13 protein-coding genes and 1 pseudogene are annotated in these 15,359 nt (G+C 71.7%); 7 read left to right on the plus strand and 7 right to left on the minus strand.

From position 1 onward, the window contains the following. Positions 1 to 19 precede the first annotated feature (19 nt). Both RAN62_RS09025 and RAN62_RS09030 read left to right on the plus strand, forming a co-directional pair. Positions 20 to 943 carry a lamin tail domain-containing protein gene (locus tag RAN62_RS09025; RefSeq protein WP_305784060.1) on the plus strand — a complete coding sequence of 308 codons (924 nt, stop codon included), beginning with the start codon at positions 20 to 22 and terminating at the stop codon, positions 941 to 943. Between the two features lie 271 nt (positions 944 to 1,214). After that, entirely contained in the window at positions 1,215 to 2,459 is a 1,245-nt protein-coding gene (locus RAN62_RS09030; RefSeq protein ID WP_305784061.1) for an FAD-binding protein, read from the plus strand. 9 nt (positions 2,460 to 2,468) lie between these two features. Here the strand turns inward: RAN62_RS09030 and RAN62_RS09035 are convergent, their stop codons facing one another. Next, positions 2,469 to 3,305, minus strand: coding sequence for an SDR family NAD(P)-dependent oxidoreductase (locus RAN62_RS09035; protein ID WP_305784062.1), 837 nt, complete (start codon positions 3,303 to 3,305; stop codon positions 2,469 to 2,471). A 74-nt stretch (positions 3,306 to 3,379) separates the two neighbouring features. On the opposite strand from RAN62_RS09035, the gene RAN62_RS09040 reads away from it, so the two are divergent. Continuing rightward, positions 3,380 to 4,024 (plus strand): TetR/AcrR family transcriptional regulator, encoded by a 645-nt coding sequence (locus RAN62_RS09040; RefSeq protein WP_305784063.1) that lies wholly within the window; start codon positions 3,380 to 3,382, stop codon positions 4,022 to 4,024. A 128-nt stretch (positions 4,025 to 4,152) separates the two neighbouring features. Then, entirely contained in the window at positions 4,153 to 4,449 is a 297-nt protein-coding gene (locus tag RAN62_RS09045) for a hypothetical protein (RefSeq protein WP_305784064.1), read from the plus strand. Here RAN62_RS09045 and RAN62_RS09050 read toward each other — a convergent pair. The 4 genes and pseudogenes from RAN62_RS09050 to RAN62_RS09065 form a co-directional block, all read right to left on the minus strand. Further along, on the minus strand, positions 4,446 to 5,477 hold the full coding sequence (locus RAN62_RS09050) for a glycosyltransferase (RefSeq protein ID WP_305784065.1): 1,032 nt from the start codon (positions 5,475 to 5,477) through the stop codon (positions 4,446 to 4,448). The genes RAN62_RS09045 and RAN62_RS09050 overlap by 4 nt on opposite strands. A gap of 2 nt (positions 5,478 to 5,479) precedes the next feature. Continuing rightward, the gene (locus RAN62_RS09055) at positions 5,480 to 6,991 is read right to left on the minus strand and encodes an alpha-amylase family glycosyl hydrolase (protein WP_305784066.1); all 1,512 of its coding nucleotides are present in this window, start codon (positions 6,989 to 6,991) and stop codon (positions 5,480 to 5,482) included. A 204-nt stretch (positions 6,992 to 7,195) separates the two neighbouring features. Further along, positions 7,196 to 8,305 (minus strand): annotated as a pseudogene (locus RAN62_RS09060) (fatty acid desaturase family protein); the annotation flags it as partial. An 8-nt stretch (positions 8,306 to 8,313) separates the two neighbouring features. Continuing rightward, positions 8,314 to 9,387, minus strand: coding sequence for a ferredoxin reductase (locus RAN62_RS09065; RefSeq protein ID WP_305784067.1), 1,074 nt, complete (start codon positions 9,385 to 9,387; stop codon positions 8,314 to 8,316). Between the two features lie 76 nt (positions 9,388 to 9,463). Here RAN62_RS09065 and RAN62_RS09070 point away from each other — a divergent pair, with 76 nt between their 5' ends. The 3 genes from RAN62_RS09070 (at position 9,464) to RAN62_RS09080 (ending at position 14,491) form a co-directional block, all read left to right on the plus strand. Further along, a complete protein-coding gene (locus RAN62_RS09070) occupies positions 9,464 to 10,681 on the plus strand; it encodes a PucR family transcriptional regulator (RefSeq protein WP_438874478.1) in 1,218 nt (405 codons plus the stop codon). A gap of 259 nt (positions 10,682 to 10,940) precedes the next feature. After that, entirely contained in the window at positions 10,941 to 11,975 is a 1,035-nt protein-coding gene (locus RAN62_RS09075; RefSeq protein ID WP_305784068.1) for an aldo/keto reductase, read from the plus strand. A gap of 44 nt (positions 11,976 to 12,019) precedes the next feature. Next, a complete protein-coding gene (locus RAN62_RS09080) occupies positions 12,020 to 14,491 on the plus strand; it encodes an FdhF/YdeP family oxidoreductase (protein ID WP_305784069.1) in 2,472 nt (823 codons plus the stop codon). Here RAN62_RS09080 and RAN62_RS41090 read toward each other — a convergent pair. Continuing rightward, on the minus strand, positions 14,470 to 14,802 hold the full coding sequence (locus tag RAN62_RS41090; protein WP_369077154.1) for a response regulator transcription factor: 333 nt from the start codon (positions 14,800 to 14,802) through the stop codon (positions 14,470 to 14,472). The genes RAN62_RS09080 and RAN62_RS41090 overlap by 22 nt on opposite strands. Further along, on the minus strand, positions 14,742 to 15,311 hold the full coding sequence (locus RAN62_RS09090) for a DUF6518 family protein (RefSeq protein WP_305784070.1): 570 nt from the start codon (positions 15,309 to 15,311) through the stop codon (positions 14,742 to 14,744). Before RAN62_RS09090 ends, RAN62_RS41090 begins: the two co-directional genes overlap by 61 nt. Positions 15,312 to 15,359: the final 48 nt, after the last annotated feature.

Below are 15,359 nucleotides of genomic sequence, written 5' to 3' on the forward strand. Positions count from 1 at the left end.
CGCCCCGGACACCGCCTCGATGGCCGGTGCGACTGCTGTTCCGCACGGCGGCGCGATGGGTGCCATGCAGGCCGCCGCGGCAGGCGGCGCGGCGGGCGCCACGACGGGTGCTTGCTACCCGGGCAGCTTGGTGCGGTGCTTTGTCTGGACCGGCAAGGTCGTCCGGGTGAACGACGGCGACACGCTCGACGTCGACATCGCCGGGGACGGGACGAGCGCTCCGCGGTCCGTACGTCTGGCCGACGCGCAGGCGATGGAACAGTCCGTCTATTCGTCGACGCCTGCGAAGCGCCGCGGGGACTGTCACGCGCTGGCGGCGACTGCGCGTTTGGAGCAACTTGTGCGCGCTGGTGGCGGAATTGTGCGACTGACCGCGCAGTCTCCGGCCAGTTCGAGTCGTAACCGGCCGTTGCGGGGTGTTCAAGTGCGCATCGGGGGCACGTGGCGCGATGTCGGCCTGGACCTGGTGCGCCGGGGGCTCGTGCTCTGGCAGCCCTTCCCGAAGGAGGGGGAGTGGGCGTGGAACAACACCTACCGACAGGGTTCGCTGAGCGCGGCGCGCGCTCGGATCAACCTGTTCGACACGGACGCGTGCCGCACCGGCCCGTACCAGTCGGCGAACATCACCGCGAACGTCGACTGGCGCGCCGAGACCGTGACCGTCACCAACCACTCCACCGTGCGGATCAACTTGTCGCGGTGGTGGATCCGGGACTCGGGGCTGCGGCGCTACACCTTCGGGACGGGTACGACGGTTGCGGCCGGGCGCAGCGTGACTCTGCACGTGCTGGGGGCCGGGACCGACACGGGCGCGGACAAGTTCTGGCGGTTGAGCACGCCGATCTTCGACAACCCGGTCGCCGACGGGCAGGGGCACGGCGACGGCGCGTACCTCTTCGATCCCGACGGTGACCTGCGCGCCTGGGACATCTACCCGGCGTGACCGCGCCCGGCAGGCGGAAATCCGGCGGGAGCAGGCCCGGCAGGCGGAAGGCCAGCGGGAGCCGGCCCGGCGGGCGGCATCCGGCGGGACCGGGCCCGGCGGGCGGAAATGCGGCGGGAGCAGGCACGGCGGGCGGACATCCGGCGCGAGCAGGTCCGGCGGGCGGGAATCGAGCGAGGAAAGAGCCGGCGAGCGGCGGCCCGGCGTGATTTTGCGATCATCGAGGCCGGGCCCGATGACGGCAGGCCCTCCGGCGTGATGTGCTGGAAACATGAGTGACGATCGGGTGACGAACTGGGCCGGCAACGTCGTCTTCGGGGCGCGGCGGCTGCACCGGCCCGGGACGGTCGAGCAGGTGCAGGAGCTGGTGGCGGCCGGCGGCCCGGTCAAGGTGCTGGGCAGCGGGCACTCGTTCAACCGGATGGCCGACACGACCGGTGGCCTCGTGTCGCTGTCCGACCTGCCGCGGCTTGTCGAGATCAGCGCGGACCGCCGCACCGTACGCGTCGACGGCGGCATCCGCTACGGCGAGCTCGCCGCCCGGTTGGATGCCGAGGGGCTGGCGCTGCACAACACCGCGTCCCTGCCGCACATCTCCGTGGCGGGCGCCGTCGCCACCGCGACGCACGGTTCCGGGGAGCGTCACAAGAACCTCGCCTCGGCGGTCGCGGGCGTGGAGATCGTCCGGGGCGACGGCAAGCTGGTCACGTACACCCGCGGCGACGCCGCCTTCCCCGGCGCGGTCGTCGGCCTGGGGGCGCTGGGGGTGGTCGTCGCGCTCACCCTGGACGTCGTCCCGGCCTTCCAGGTGCGTCAGTACGTGTACGACGACGTGCCCCGCGCCTCGCTGGAGTCCAGCCTCGACGCGATGCTCGGGGACGGATACAGCGTGAGCCTGTTCACCAACTGGACCGGCCGGGACGTGAACATGGCCTGGCTGAAGCGGCTCGACGAGATGCCGCCGGGGGACTGGTTCGGCGCCAAGCGCGCGGACGGCCCGCGTCACCCGGTGCCCGGCATGCCCGCGCAGAACAGCACCGACCAGTCGGGCGAGCCGGGCCCGTGGCACACCCGGCTGCCGCATTTCCGCATGGAGTTCACCCCCAGCAGCGGGGAGGAGCTGCAGTCGGAGTACCACGTGCCCCGCTCGCGGGCGCTGGAGGCGATCGACGCCGTCGCGGGCATCGCGGAGCATGTCTCCCCGGTGCTGCAGATCTGCGAGCTGCGGACGATCGCGGCCGACGACCTGTGGCTGAGCCCGAACTACGAGCGGGACACCTTCGCCCTGCACTTCACGTGGATCGCCGACACGGACGCCGTCCTGCCCGTCGTCGGCCGGCTCGAGGAGGCGCTCACCTCGCTGGCCCCGCGCCCGCACTGGGGCAAGGTATTCACCACGACGCCGGAGACGATCCGCGCCGAGTACGCCCGCTTCGCCGACTTCGCCGCCCTGGCCGACGCGCACGACCCGGACCGGATCTTCCGCAACCCGTACCTGGACGCCCTGCTCGACTGAGCCGCCCGGTCACGCCGCGTCGTAGTCGACGCTGCGGCCCACGCCGGCCCAGCGGTCGTCCTCGGCCTTGAGCTGCTTCATCTCGGCGTCGATGATGCCGACCGCGTCGCTGCCCAGGAGCAGGTGCAGCGGCGGGTCGGCCAGGGCGGCCACGTCGAGCAGGACGCGCGCGACCTTGGCCGGGTCGATCGGCTCCTGACCCGCCCGGTCGCGCAGGTAGCGGCCCATGGCGCCGACCGTCGCGTCGTACTGGGGGGAGACCGCGGGAATCGCCATGGACGAGCCGGCCCAGTCCGTCCGCATGGCGCCGGGCTCGGCCAGGGTGACCTTGACGCCGAGCGGGCCGGTCTCCTTGGCGAGCACGCCCGAGAAGCCCTCGACGCCCCACTTCGCGGACTGGTAGGCGCCGACGCCCGGGGCGGTGCCGCGGCCCCCGACCGAGGTGACCTGGATGAAGTGGCCGGCGCCGCGGGCGACGAAGTGCGGCAGGGCGGCCTTGGTGACGTGCACGGTGCCGTAGAAGACCGTATCCATCTGCGCGCGGAAGTCATCCAGCGAGATGTCCTCGATGGCGACCAGGTTCGCGTAGCCGGCGTTGTTGACGACCACGTCGAGGTGTCCGAAGACCGCGATCGCCTCGTCGACGGCCTGCTGCGCCCGGATGGGATCCGTGACGTCCAGCGTGATCGGGAGCAGCCGGTCGCCGTACCGCGCGACCAGGTCGGTCAGCGACTCCGTGTGGCGGGCGGTGGCGGCGACGCGGTGACCGGCGGCGAGGGCCTCCTCGACGATCGAGCGGCCGAGACCGCGGGAACTGCCGGTGACGAACCAGACCTGTGCTGACATGTGATCCTCCTGGGCTGTAGTTAACGCAAGCGTATTGCGTAAACAACGCAAGTGGCTTGCGTTAGGCTGGTGTCATGGCTCACAGCCCGTCGTTCCAGCGCGCGCGTTCCGCCGAGGCCAAGGAGGAGCGCAGCGCCGCCCTGCTGACCGCCGCCCGGTGGCTCGCCGCGGACAAGGGCGTCCGCGCGGTCACGCTGACCGAGATCGCGACCGCGGCGGGCGTGCACGTGTCGGGGGTCCGGCGCTACTTCGGGTCGCGCGAGGAAATCTTCCTGCGCCTGGCGGCCGACGAGTGGGCCGCCTGGACGGAGGAGGTCCGCCACGGGCTGCAAACCCGCGACGACCTGCCCGCACTGCTGTCGGAGACGCTGGCCGGCCGCGGCCTGTTCTGCGATCTGCTGGCCCACGTCCCGCTCACCCTCGAGCGCGAGGTGCCCGCGGGTCCCGTCCGGGAGTACAAGCTGGCCGCCCTCGCGGCCGTCGACGTCTTCGTCGCCGCCGTGACCAGCGCGACTGCCCTGTCCGAGCGCGACGCGGTGGATCTGGTCGCGGCCGTGACCGCGCTGGCCGGCAACCTGTGGCAGATCTCCCACCCCCCACAGACCCTCATTCGCCTGTACGCCGAGGACGCGCGCGTGGCCCACGCCGCGTCCGACTTCACCCCCCGCCTGACCCGCCTCGTCGCCGCGCTCGTCGAAGGCCTGGCCCGCGCGTCGTGATCGTCGAGCTGCCGCGCTCGTCGAAGGCCTGGCCCGCGCGTCGTGATCGTCGAGCTGCCGTGCTCGTCGCCTCGTGATCGCCGGGGCGGTGGGCTTACCACCGGGGCGGGCGGGGTAGACAGGCGTCCATGACACGCTTCACGTACCTCGGCCGCCCGCTCGTCCCGCGTCCCCAGGGCGACGGCGCGATCATCGAGTCCTATCCGGATCCCGACCGGCCGCGCTTCGAGGTCGCCGACGCGGGCGGCATGATCCAGCTCAGCATCCCGCAGCTGCTCAGCGAGACGACCTCGCTGCCCTGGCCCGCCGACGGCACCGGACCCGTCGAGCTCGCCCCGGTCATCGTGGAGACCGTCGACCGCGTGGATCCCCAAGGGTCGAACGGTGAGCTGCACGTCCTGCGCAGCGAGGCCCAGCGCGGCTAGTCCCGGCGGTGCCGCCCGGCCGGGGCCAGCACGCGCAGCCGCTCGACCAGGGCGGAGACCTCGGCGAGGCGGCGCGGATCCCAGCGGCGGCCGGTCGTGTCCACGATCTCGGTGACGCCGTGCAACAGCTCGGCGGCCGTGTGCGGGTCGCCGAGCTGGGTCAGCGCCTGGGCCGCCAGCCAGTCGCAGTAGACCGGGTCGGCGCCCGCCTCGCGCAGCTGCTCCACGAGGACCAGGCAGATCTTGTCGTACCCGGTGGCCAGCACGAGCCGGGCCAGCGCGTCGGTCGCGTGGATCCACTCCGGCGTACCGGGGAACAGCTCGCGCAGCAGCTCGAACGTGTCCGCCGCCTGTTGCCGGCGCTCCGCCGCGGCACAGTCCCGGCCGAAGGCGAGCAGCGCCCGGGCGATCTCGTGCCGGTCGGCGCGGTGCTCGGCCAGCTGCCCGGCGAGGTCGTCGATGGTGGCCTGGCCCAGCGCCAGGTTGCGGTCGGCGCGCCGGATCCGGTCCGCGTACGTCGCGTGGCCCAGATGGCGCATCCGCATGATCGAGCCGGGCACCGCCGCCCGGACCGGCTCGGACCCGTACGGCCGGACCAGCCGCTCGTGGACCCGGCCCGTCCAGCGCAGGATCCCGGGCCGGTAGATGCGGGTCTCCTGCTGCTGGTACGGGTTCGCGTGGTGCGCGTCGTCGATCGTGACGGTCAGTGCCTCCGCCGTGGCCGTCGCCAGGAACCGCCGCAGCGCCGGTGGATCCGCGGTCACCCGATGGTCCGCGTCGGCGGCGAGGACCCACTGCGCCCGTACGCCCGCCACGGCCGCGTTCCGTGCGGCGGAGAAGTCGTCCCTCCACTCGCCGTGCGTCACGTGGACCCCGTACCGCGCGGCGATCTCCGGCGTCCCGTCGACAGACCCCGTGTCGTGCACGTGGATCTCGTCGGCGATCCCCTTCAGGAACTCCAGGCACGCCGGCATCATCCGGGCCTCGTCCCGGACGATCACCACGGCGGCCAGCAGCGGTCGTTCCACGTCTAGATCTTCGGCTCGGCCCCGGAAAGCCTGAGCCACGCCGCGGTGTCCGGCGGCAGCCACCCGTCGCTGGTCAGCGGGTCGCTCGACAGCAGCACCTGTCCCGCCGGCACCGGTACCGCCCGGTCGCCCATGGCGATCACCAGCGCGAACCAGCCTGCGCGCACCGCCGTGAACACGTCGTCATCGGCGGAGAACACGACCTCGTCATCGGGGGAGAAGGGCAGTGACGACCGCAACTCCAGCGCCCGCCGGGTCAGGGCCAGCGACGGTGGATCCGACTCGACGGCATACTGCCCCCATCCGGGCGGAAACGGGAGCCACGGCGGGGCGAGCGAGAACCCGTACGGCGGATCGGTGGTCCACGGCATCGGCACGCGGCACCCGTCCCGGCTGAAGCCGGACCGCGCCCACGCCGGATCCTGGCGCGCGTCCGGCGGCACGTCCACCTCCGGCAGGCCGAGCTCCTGGCCCTGATAGAGGTACGCCGCCCCGGGCAGCCCGAGAATCGCGAGGATCGCCGCCCGGGCCCGCGCCGGGGAGCCGTACCGGGAAGGGGTCCGCACGACGTCGTGGTTCTCCACCACCCACGTCACGCCGCCCGGGGTCCCGGTGGCCAGCGCGGTCCCCGTCGCCGCCCACGCCCGCGCGTCCCACGGCGCCGTGACCATCCCGAAGGCGAACACCTGGTGCAGCAGCCCGGGCCCGGTGTATCCCACGGCCCGCTCGGGCGGCAGGTTGACCTCGCCGACGAGGACGCGCGGCGGATCGTACGAGTCCGCGATGCTCCGCCACCGCCGGTGGATGTCGTGCACCTCGGGCCGGTCGGAGGCGAGCGTGTTGGCGCGCAGCCGCATCGGTTCCATCGCGTCCGGGTCCGGCAGGTCGGGCAGCCCCGGCGCCTTGACCATCCCGTACGCGACGTCGATGCGCAGCCCGTCCACGCCCCGGTCGAACCAGAACCGCAGCACGTCGTCGAAGAGCTCGGCCGTGCGCGGGTCGTCCCAGTTCCAGTCGGGCTGCGACGAGTCGTAGAGGTGGAGGTACCACTGGCCGTCCGGCACCCGGGTCCAGGCCGGCCCGCCGAACACGCTGGGCCAGTTGTTGGGCGGCGAGTCCCCGTCGGCGAAGTGGAAGCGGGCCCGCTCCGGACTGCCCGGCCCGGCCGCGAGCGCCGCCCGGAACAGCGGGTGCGCCGACGAGCAGTGGTTCGGCACGACGTCGATGAGAACCCGGAGACCGAGCTCGTGCGCCCGGGCCAGCAGCGCGTCGAAGGCATCCAGATCGCCGAAGAGCGGATCCACGCCGGTGTAGTCGGACACGTCGTACCCGTGATCGGCCTGGGGTGACGGCTGGAACGGCGTCAGCCAGACCGCATCGGCACCCAGCCGGGCGACGTGGTCGAGGCGGGCGGTGATCCCGGGCAGGTCGCCGACCCCGTCCGCGTCGGAGTCGGCGAAGGACCGCGGATAGATCTGATAGACGACGGCATCCCGCCACCACGCCTCGCGCATGGTGGCAGGAGACCACACCCGTCAGGACTTCGCAGGAGTCACCGCGGCCGAAGCAGCGGCAACAGCGGCCGCATTGGATGCAGCGGCGGTCACGGTGGATGCGGCCGCGGTGACGGTGGACGCGGCGGTGGCCACGGCGGCGGCGACGGGCTCGGCCCGCTTCCAGCGCTGCGCCTTCGGGGCCGCCGGGTCGATCTTCTTGCGCGCCGGGCGCTCGGTCGCCGGCCCGCGGTCGGGCAGCGCCAGCCGGAACACCTTCGCCCACGCGGAGCCGACCTGCTTGGGCAGCGGGCCGGTCACGTACTTGAGGTCGTACTTCTCGAAGAGCGCGCGGATCTTCGGGGCGATCTCGGCGTACCGGTTGCTCGGCAGGTCCGGGAAGAGGTGGTGCTCGATCTGGTGCGACAGGTTGCCCGTCATGATGTGCATGGCCTTGCTGCCGCTGATGTTGGCCGAGCCGAGCATCTGGCGCAGGTACCACTCGCCGCGGGTCTCGCCCTCGATCGACGTACGCTCGAAGGTCTCGACGCCCTGCGGGAAGTGGCCGCACATGATGACCGAGTGGGTCCACAGGTTGCGGACCAGGTTGGCCGTCGCGTTGGCCGCGATCGTGTGCAGGAAGGACGGCCCCGACAGCGCGGGGTGCAGCACGTAGTCCTTGAGCATCTGCTTGCCGATCTTGTTCCGGGTCGCGCGGAGGGCGGCACGGAACTTCGGGTCACGGCGGCGCTTCTTGGTCTTGAGGTTGCGGCCCAGCTCGAGGTCGTAGGCTGCGATGCCGTACTCGAAGAAGCAGGCGTTGATGAAGTTGTAGAGCGGCTGGCCGAGCAGCGCCGGCGACCACGGCTGGTTCTCGTCGACGCGCATGATGCCGTAGCCGAGGTCGTTGTCCTTGCCGACCACGTTCGTGTACGTGTGGTGCAACTCGTTGTGCGAGTGCTTCCACTGCTCGGACGGCGACGCGTTGTCCCACTCCCACTTGGTCGAGTGGATCTTCGGGTCGCGCATCCAGTCCCACTGGCCGTGCATGATGTTGTGGCCGATCTCCATGTTCTCGAGGATCTTGGCGATCGACAGGCCGGCCGTGCCCAGGATCCACGCCGGCGGGAAGAGCGAGAAGAGCAGCACCGCGCGGCTGCCCAGCTCCAGCCCGCGCTGCGTGCGGATGACCTTGCGGATGTACGCGGCGTCGCGCTCCCCGCGGCTCTCGATGACCTCGTCGCGGATGGCGTCGAGCTCGCGCCCGATCTGCTCGATGTCCTCGGGCGTGAGGTGGGCGATCGGGTTGTTTTCCTTGCGCTGCATGGTGGTCATGGGCAGTCCTAGAGTTCGATGCGGCAGGGGCCGGCGGCGGCGTTGATGCAGGTCTGGATGGGGATGTCGTCCCCGGGCTCGGCGACGGTCACGGTCCCGTCGCGCAGGTCGCGCACCGCACCCTCGCGCAGGGGCAGCACGCACTTGAAACAGATGCCCATCCGGCAGCCGGAGGGCATGAGCACCCCGGCGGCCTCCCCGGCGTCCAGGATGGGCTCGGCACCGGAGGCGGGGACCGATTTCCCCGTACGCGAGAAGGTCACCTCGCCCCCGGCGGACGCGTCACCGACCACCACGGGCCGGAAGCGCTCGGTGCGCAGGCGGGCGGTGGCACCGGCCTGCGCCCAGTGGGCCTCGAGATCGTCGAGGAGCTCGTTGGGGCCGCACGCCCACGCGTCCCGCTCCAGATGGTCGGGCACGAGGTCGTCGAGGTCGGCGGGCTTGAGCCGGCCCTGCTCGGCGGTGTGCCGCTCGATCAGCCGGATCCGGCCCTCGGCGGCCAGCTTGCGCAGGTCGTTCCCGAAGACCACATCCCCTCCGGTACGCGCGGAGTGCACCACCACCACGTCCCGCAGCGAGGACAGGTGACCGCGCAGCAGGCCCATGACCGGGGTGACCCCGCTGCCCGCCGTCACGAACAAAGCCTTGTCCGGGGTTTGTGCGCCGAGGGTGAAGTCACCGGCCGGCAGGTCGAGGTGCACGATCGTGCCCGGCTTCGTGTAGCGCACCAGATGCGTACTGACCGCGCCGCCCGGCACCTCGTTGACGGTCACGGAGAAGCGGCCGTCGCGCAGGCCGGGGACGCTCGTCACGGAATAGGAGCGCCACAGCCGCACGCCGTTGACGTCCACGCCCAGCCGCACATATTGACCGGGGGTGTGCGGGCGCCAGCCGACGCCGGGGCGCAGCAGGAGCGAGGCGCTGCGGGCCGTCTCGGGCCGGACCGACTCGATCTTGGCGCGCAGGACCGTGCGGTTGCGCAGCGGGGCCACTGCGTCGAGATAGTCGGTGGGAACCACCGGCGTCGTGATGAGTTCCACGACCCGCCAGGCCCCGTTGCGAAGCGCGTGCGTGACTGCCATCACTCAAGGGTGCTGTGAGACGGGGACAAAGTCCTGACCGACAGAAGGGAATTGTCGGCCGGGTTATTGTTCGCAAGTGACAAGTTTGAGCTTCCGATTGTCGGAGAAGACTGTCGCGCCGCTCGCCCAGGCGCTGCCCGAGGTCGCCCAGCAGACCATCGAGGCGATCACCTCCGAGGTGCCCGCCTACACCGAGGCGTTCGCCGGGGAGATGGGCGGCAAGATCGAGAAGGCGGTCCGGGCCGCCCTCGGCACCTTCCTCAAACTCGTCGCGCGCGCGGAGGGCCCCGACCCGGGTTCACCGCTCGCGCCGGCGCTCGAGGCCGCGTACGCGCTGGGGAGGGGTGAGGCACGGCAGGGCCGCAGCCTCGACGCGCTGCTGGCCGCGTACCGGGTCGGTGCTCGTGTCGCCTGGCGCGAGCTCGCCGCGATCAGCGTGCGCAGCGGCCAGCCCGCGTCCACCATCGCCCACTTCGCCGAGCTGGTCTTCGCCTACATTGACGAGCTCTCCGCCGCCAGCGTCACCGGCCACGCCGACGAGCTCGCCCTCTCCGGCCGCGAGCGCCGCCGCCGCCTCGAACGCCTCGCCCAGGTCCTCCTGGCCGGCGAGCCCCCGCAGGTCGTGGCGACGGCCGCCGAACAGGCCGACTGGCAGCCCCCGCAGACGCTGACGGCCGTCCTGCTGCCCGCCAGTGCCAGCCGCTCGATCGTCGACCTTCTCGACGCGCGCACCCTCTACGTTCCGGGCGACGACCAGACGACGGTCCTGCTCGTCCCGGACGCCACCCGGGCCCCGCTCCTGCGCCTCCTCGCCGCCGAGCGCGCCGTCGTCGGCCCGGCCCGGCCCTGGCTGCAGGTCCGCGACTCCCTAGACCGGGCGGTCCGCGTCGCCCGCATCGCCGGCCCGTCCGCGTCCGGCTCCTCCGTCGCCGGCCCTTCCGCCGCTGGCTCCTCCGCCTCTGGCACGTCTGCCTCTGTCATCGACGCCGAGGATCACCTGGTCGAGCTGGTGGTGGGCGCCGACGCCCGGGGCCTGGCCGACCTGCGCGAGAAGGCCCTGGCCCCGCTGGCGGGCGAAACGGACGCAGCGGCGGCGAAACTGGTCGAGACGCTGCGCAGCTGGCTCCTCCACCAGGGCCGCCGCGAGGACGTCGCCGCCGACCTCTTCGTCCACCCCCAGACGGTCCGTTACCGCATGACCCGTCTCCGCGACATCTACGGCGACCGGCTCAAGGACCCGGCCTGGATCCTGCTGCTCACGGTCGCCCTGGCCCTCCCTGATCCTCAGGCCTGACGGCGTCCTCCTGGGCCCGCTCCCACCCCTCGGGGTCGGCGTCGTAGCTTCTCCTGTCGGCGAGCCACTGCTCGTACCCCGTGCCGTCGCCGTGGTAGAGCACCTGCAGGCCGAGCCACGTGATCGGGCCTCCCCTGTGCACGGTCCGCCCATCCCACCACGCGGGTACGACAGTTATCAGCCCGCGCGGACCACGGCTGCCGCGACCGCCGCTCGACCCGGCGGGCGGGGCAAGATCGGCGGGCGTAGCCTTCCCGGCATGGATCATCGTCCGCTGGGGCGCACCGGCGTCCAGGTCAGTCCGTTGTGTCTCGGCACCATGATGTTCGGGTCGTGGGGCAATCCGGATCATGTCGAGTCGATCCGGATCGTGCACGCGGCGCTCGACGCGGGGATCAACTTCGTGGACACCGCGGATCTCTACTCGCACGGGGAGTCCGAGGAAATCCTGGGCAAGGCGCTCGCCGGGCGGCGGGACGACGTGGTGCTGGCCAGCAAGTTCCACCATCCGGCCGGGGACGACGTCAACATGCGGGGCAACTCGCGGCGCTGGATCATGCGCGCGGCCGAGGACAGCCTGCGGCGGCTCGGCACCGACTACCTCGACCTCTACCAGGTGCACCGGCCGGACCCGCTGACGGACATCGACGAGACGCTGGGCGCGCTGACCGATCTCGTACGCCAGGGAAAGATCCGTTACTTCGGCACGTCGACCTTCCCGGCCCACCAGATCGTCCAGGCGCAGTGGACGGCCGAGCGGCGCCACCGTGAGCGCTTCGTCACGGAGCAGCCGCCCTACTCGATCCTGGCCCGGGGCATCGAGGCCGACGTGCTGCCGGTCGCCCAGGAGTACGGGCTGGGCGTCATGACGTGGAGCCCGCTCAACGGGGGCTGGCTGAGCGGGAAGTTCCGCAAGGGCGCCGACCCGGGGAGCAACCGGGCGAAGGGCTCGTGGCTGCCGGAGAAGTACGACATCGGCGACCCGCGGAACGCCGCCAAGCTCGACGCGGCCGACGCGCTGGGCCGGCTGGCGGACGAGGCGGGGCTCTCGCTCGTCCACCTGGCGATCGGGTTCGTCCTGGCCCATCCGGGCGTGACCGCGCCGATCATCGGGCCGCGGACCATGGCCCAGCTGGAGAGCCAGCTCGGCGCGGCGGACGTGCGCCTGAGCGACGACATCCTCGACCGGATCGACGCGATCGTGCCGCCGGGGAGGAACCTGTCCGACGACGACGCCGACTACGTGCCGCCGGCCCTCGCCGACGCGAGCCTGCGCCGGCGGGCGACCCGATGAGCATCGACGGTGATCGGCTGGAACAAAGCCTGGGGGACGGTCCGATGAGCGTCGACGGCGATCGGCTGGGGCAGGGCGCTCCGGGCGTACCGGCGCGGGGGCGCGGACCCGGCAGCAAGGCCGCGCCGGCGCAGCGGGACTGCACCCATCCCTCGGCCGGGTGGGGGGCCGCGCTGAGCGTCGGCAATGTGGTCGCCAAGACCCGCGAGCCGCTCGCCGGACCGCACGCCATGCTCAAGATGAACCAGCTCAAGCTGGGGAAGAAGGGCGGCGGCTACGACTGCCCGGGCTGCGCGTGGCCGGACGACCGCAACGGCCTGCACCTCGACATCTGCGAGAACGGCATCAAGCACGTCACGTGGGAGATGACCCGCAAGCGGGCCGGCGCGGACTTCTTCGCTCAGCACACAGTGAGCGAATTGAACACGTGGACCGACTTCGACCTGGAGAACGCGGGCCGGCTCACCGAGCCGATGGTCTACAACGCTCAAACGGACAAGTACGAACCGATCGCTTGGGACGCGGCGTTCCGGCTGATCGGCGACACGCTGCGCGCCCTGCCGAGTCCGCACGCCGCGTCGTTCTACACGTCGGGGCGGCTCAGCAACGAGGGCACGTTCGTCTATCAGCTGCTGACCCGCGAGTTCGGCACCAACAACCAGCCGGACTGCTCGAACATGTGCCACGAGGCGAGCGGCCGGGCGCTGACCGCGGCGATCGGGACGGGCAAGGGCACCTGCGACCTCGAGGACTGGGAGTCCACCGACTTCCTCATGCTGATGGCGGTCAACGCGGCGTCCAACGCGCCGCGGATGCTCACGGCGCTGGCGAAGGCCGCCGCCAACGGGGCCGAGATCGTGCACGTCAACCCGCTGATCGAGGCGGCGTCCCGGCGCACGATCGTGCCGCACGACTTCACGGACATGGCGCTGTTCAAAGCGACACGAACGGGCACCATGAACGTGCAACCGCGCATCGGCGGCGATCTCGCGCTGCTGCGGGGCATCGCCAAGGTGGTGCTCGAGCAGGGCGCGGTCGACCGGCACTTCATCGAGGAGCACACCGCCCGGTACGACGCGTACGCCCGGCAGGTCGGCGACACGTCCTGGGCCGACATCGTCCACCAGTCCGGCGTGACCGAGGACGTCATCCGTGAGCTGGCCGGGAAGTACATCGCGTCCAAGCGTGCGATCATCGCCTGGTGCCTCGGGCTGACCCAGCAGATCCACAGCGTCGACACGATGCGCGAGATCATGAACGTCCTGCTGCTCCGGGGCATGATCGGCGTCAAGGGCGCCGGCCCGTCCCCGATCCGCGGGCACAGCAACGTGCAGGGCAACCGCACGTGCGGCATCAACCACCACCCGACCGAGAAGTGGCTGGCCAAGCACGACGCGGCCACCGGCATCGTGTCGCCCCGCGAGCGTGGCCTGGGCACGGTCGAGACGATCGAGGCGATGCGGGACGGCCGGGTACGCGTCTTCGTGAGCCTCGGCGGCAACTTCGCCCTGGCCGCGCCGGACACCGGGCACACCTTCGCGGCGCTGCGTAACACCGAGCTCACCGTGCAGGTCAGCACGAAGCTCAACCGCAGTCATCTCGTACACGGCAAGCAGGCTTTGATCTTGCCGTGCCTGGCCCGGTCCGAGCGCGACGACACCGACGCCGGCGAGCAGGGCATCACGGTCGAGGACTCGATGAGCTACGTGCACCTGTCCTACGGCAAGCGGAAGCCGCCGTCTTCCGCGCTCAAGTCGGAGATCGCCATCATCTGCGGCATGGCCCGCGCCACGCTGCCGACGTCGGCGACGCCGTGGGAGACCTATGCCCGCGACTACGACACGATCCGGGACGTGATGGCCGAGGCGCTCGACGGCTTCGAGAACTTCAACAAGCTCGTCCACGACAGCATCGGCTTCCGCCTCCCGCAGCCCGCCCGCGAGCGCGTGTGGCTGACCGCCACCGGCAAGGCCGAGTTCCACACGTCGCCGCTGCCCGACGTGGTGCCGCCCGCGGACAGGTTCATGCTGTCCACGGTTCGCTCGCACGATCAGTGGAACACCACGATCTACTCCGACAACGACCGTTACCGGGGTCTGAAGAACAGCCGGACCGTGCTCTTCATGAACCCGGACGACATGGCGGCGCTCGGGCTCACGCAGTTCGCCCTGATCGACATCACGAGCCACGCGCGCGACGGCAGCACGCGATCGGTGTACGGCTATCGGGCGGTCGCCTATGACACGCCGCGGCAGAGTGTCACCGGCTACATGCCCGAGCTGAACGTTTTGTGCGCGTTGAGCGATCACAGCCCGCAGAGCGAGCAGCCGCTGACCAAGCACCTGATCGTGTCGATCACTCCGCACGTTCCCGCTCAGGCCGACCCGCGCGCTTCCGCTCAGGCCGATCCGCACGCTTCCGCTCAGGCCGACCTGCACGCTTCCGCTCAGGCCGACCTGCACGCTTCCGCTCAGGCCGACCTGCACGCTTCCGCTCAGGCCAGCCCGGCGCGGTGAGCCAGGACCGCTAGTTGCGTACGGTCGCGCGCCTGCAATTTCCCGAGCAGGCGCCCGACGTACGTCCGCGCCGTGGCCGGGCTCAGGAAGAGAGCCGCCGCGATCTCCTGGTTGGACTCGCCGAGCCCGACCCGGGCCAGCACCTCGCGTTCCCGGGTCGTCAGCCGGTCGAGCCGCGGATCCGGAGCGGGGGCGGGCCCTGCGCGGCGAGCCGGCTCATGACCCAGGGGCGCCCCACCGAGCCGCGTGCTCAGGCGAAGCCCGTCGCGGCGAAAAGGCCATAACCCACAGCCCCCACGGGTACGAGACACAGCGCCGCCGCCGCGCGTAAACGCCAGGTGGGAGCGACCGCCAGCGTCAGCAGCACCGCGAGCACGAGCCGGACCGCGACCACGCCGGTCTCGCCGTGCTCCCGCGCGGCCAGCAGCACCGCCTCGGCGACCAGCACCCCGCCCGGCAGGCTGAGCGCCACGATGCGCCGCCACCCCTCGCGCCGGGCCAACCCGCCCGCGACCCCGAACACGATCCCGCTCACCACGCCGAAGCCCATCCACAGCAGCGCGTACGGGGCCCACATGTTCGACCAGTCGTCCTGCTGGATGAGCGCCGCGGCCAGGTAGTAGCTCGGCACCGCCACTACCAGCATCACCACGGCGCCCGCGACGCCCCAGCGCGTGCGGAACGTCAGCAGAAACGCGGCCACCGCCCAGATCGCCATGCTGTTCCCGAGATCGCCCAGCGGCCACGGCACGTACTTGATCCAGACGAAGTCGAGGAACCCGAACAGGAACCCGGCCCCGGCCGCCCGCACGATCTTCATGCCCCGATCGTAGGGACGCCGCCGTCCCGCCGGATCCAACCGGCGGCG

The organism is Symbioplanes lichenis, assembly GCF_030709675.1.
GTDB lineage: Bacteria > Actinomycetota > Actinomycetes > Mycobacteriales > Micromonosporaceae > Actinoplanes > Actinoplanes lichenis.

What these genes read in the sequence shown, in the direction of transcription:
- RAN62_RS09025 (WP_305784060.1), top strand. Translation starts at nt 20, where the DNA reads ATGGCCGGTGCGACTGCTGTTCCGCACGGCGGCGCGATGGGTGCCATG.
- RAN62_RS09030 (WP_305784061.1), top strand. Translation starts at nt 1,215, where the DNA reads ATGAGTGACGATCGGGTGACGAACTGGGCCGGCAACGTCGTCTTCGGG.
- RAN62_RS09035 (WP_305784062.1), bottom strand. Translation starts at nt 3,305, where the DNA reads ATGTCAGCACAGGTCTGGTTCGTCACCGGCAGTTCCCGCGGTCTCGGC.
- RAN62_RS09040 (WP_305784063.1), top strand. Translation starts at nt 3,380, where the DNA reads ATGGCTCACAGCCCGTCGTTCCAGCGCGCGCGTTCCGCCGAGGCCAAG.
- RAN62_RS09045 (WP_305784064.1), top strand. Translation starts at nt 4,153, where the DNA reads ATGACACGCTTCACGTACCTCGGCCGCCCGCTCGTCCCGCGTCCCCAG.
- RAN62_RS09055 (WP_305784066.1), bottom strand. Translation starts at nt 6,991, where the DNA reads ATGCGCGAGGCGTGGTGGCGGGATGCCGTCGTCTATCAGATCTATCCG.
- RAN62_RS09065 (WP_305784067.1), bottom strand. Translation starts at nt 9,387, where the DNA reads ATGGCAGTCACGCACGCGCTTCGCAACGGGGCCTGGCGGGTCGTGGAA.
- RAN62_RS09075 (WP_305784068.1), top strand. Translation starts at nt 10,941, where the DNA reads ATGGATCATCGTCCGCTGGGGCGCACCGGCGTCCAGGTCAGTCCGTTG.
- RAN62_RS09080 (WP_305784069.1), top strand. Translation starts at nt 12,020, where the DNA reads ATGAGCGTCGACGGCGATCGGCTGGGGCAGGGCGCTCCGGGCGTACCG.
- RAN62_RS09090 (WP_305784070.1), bottom strand. Translation starts at nt 15,311, where the DNA reads ATGAAGATCGTGCGGGCGGCCGGGGCCGGGTTCCTGTTCGGGTTCCTC.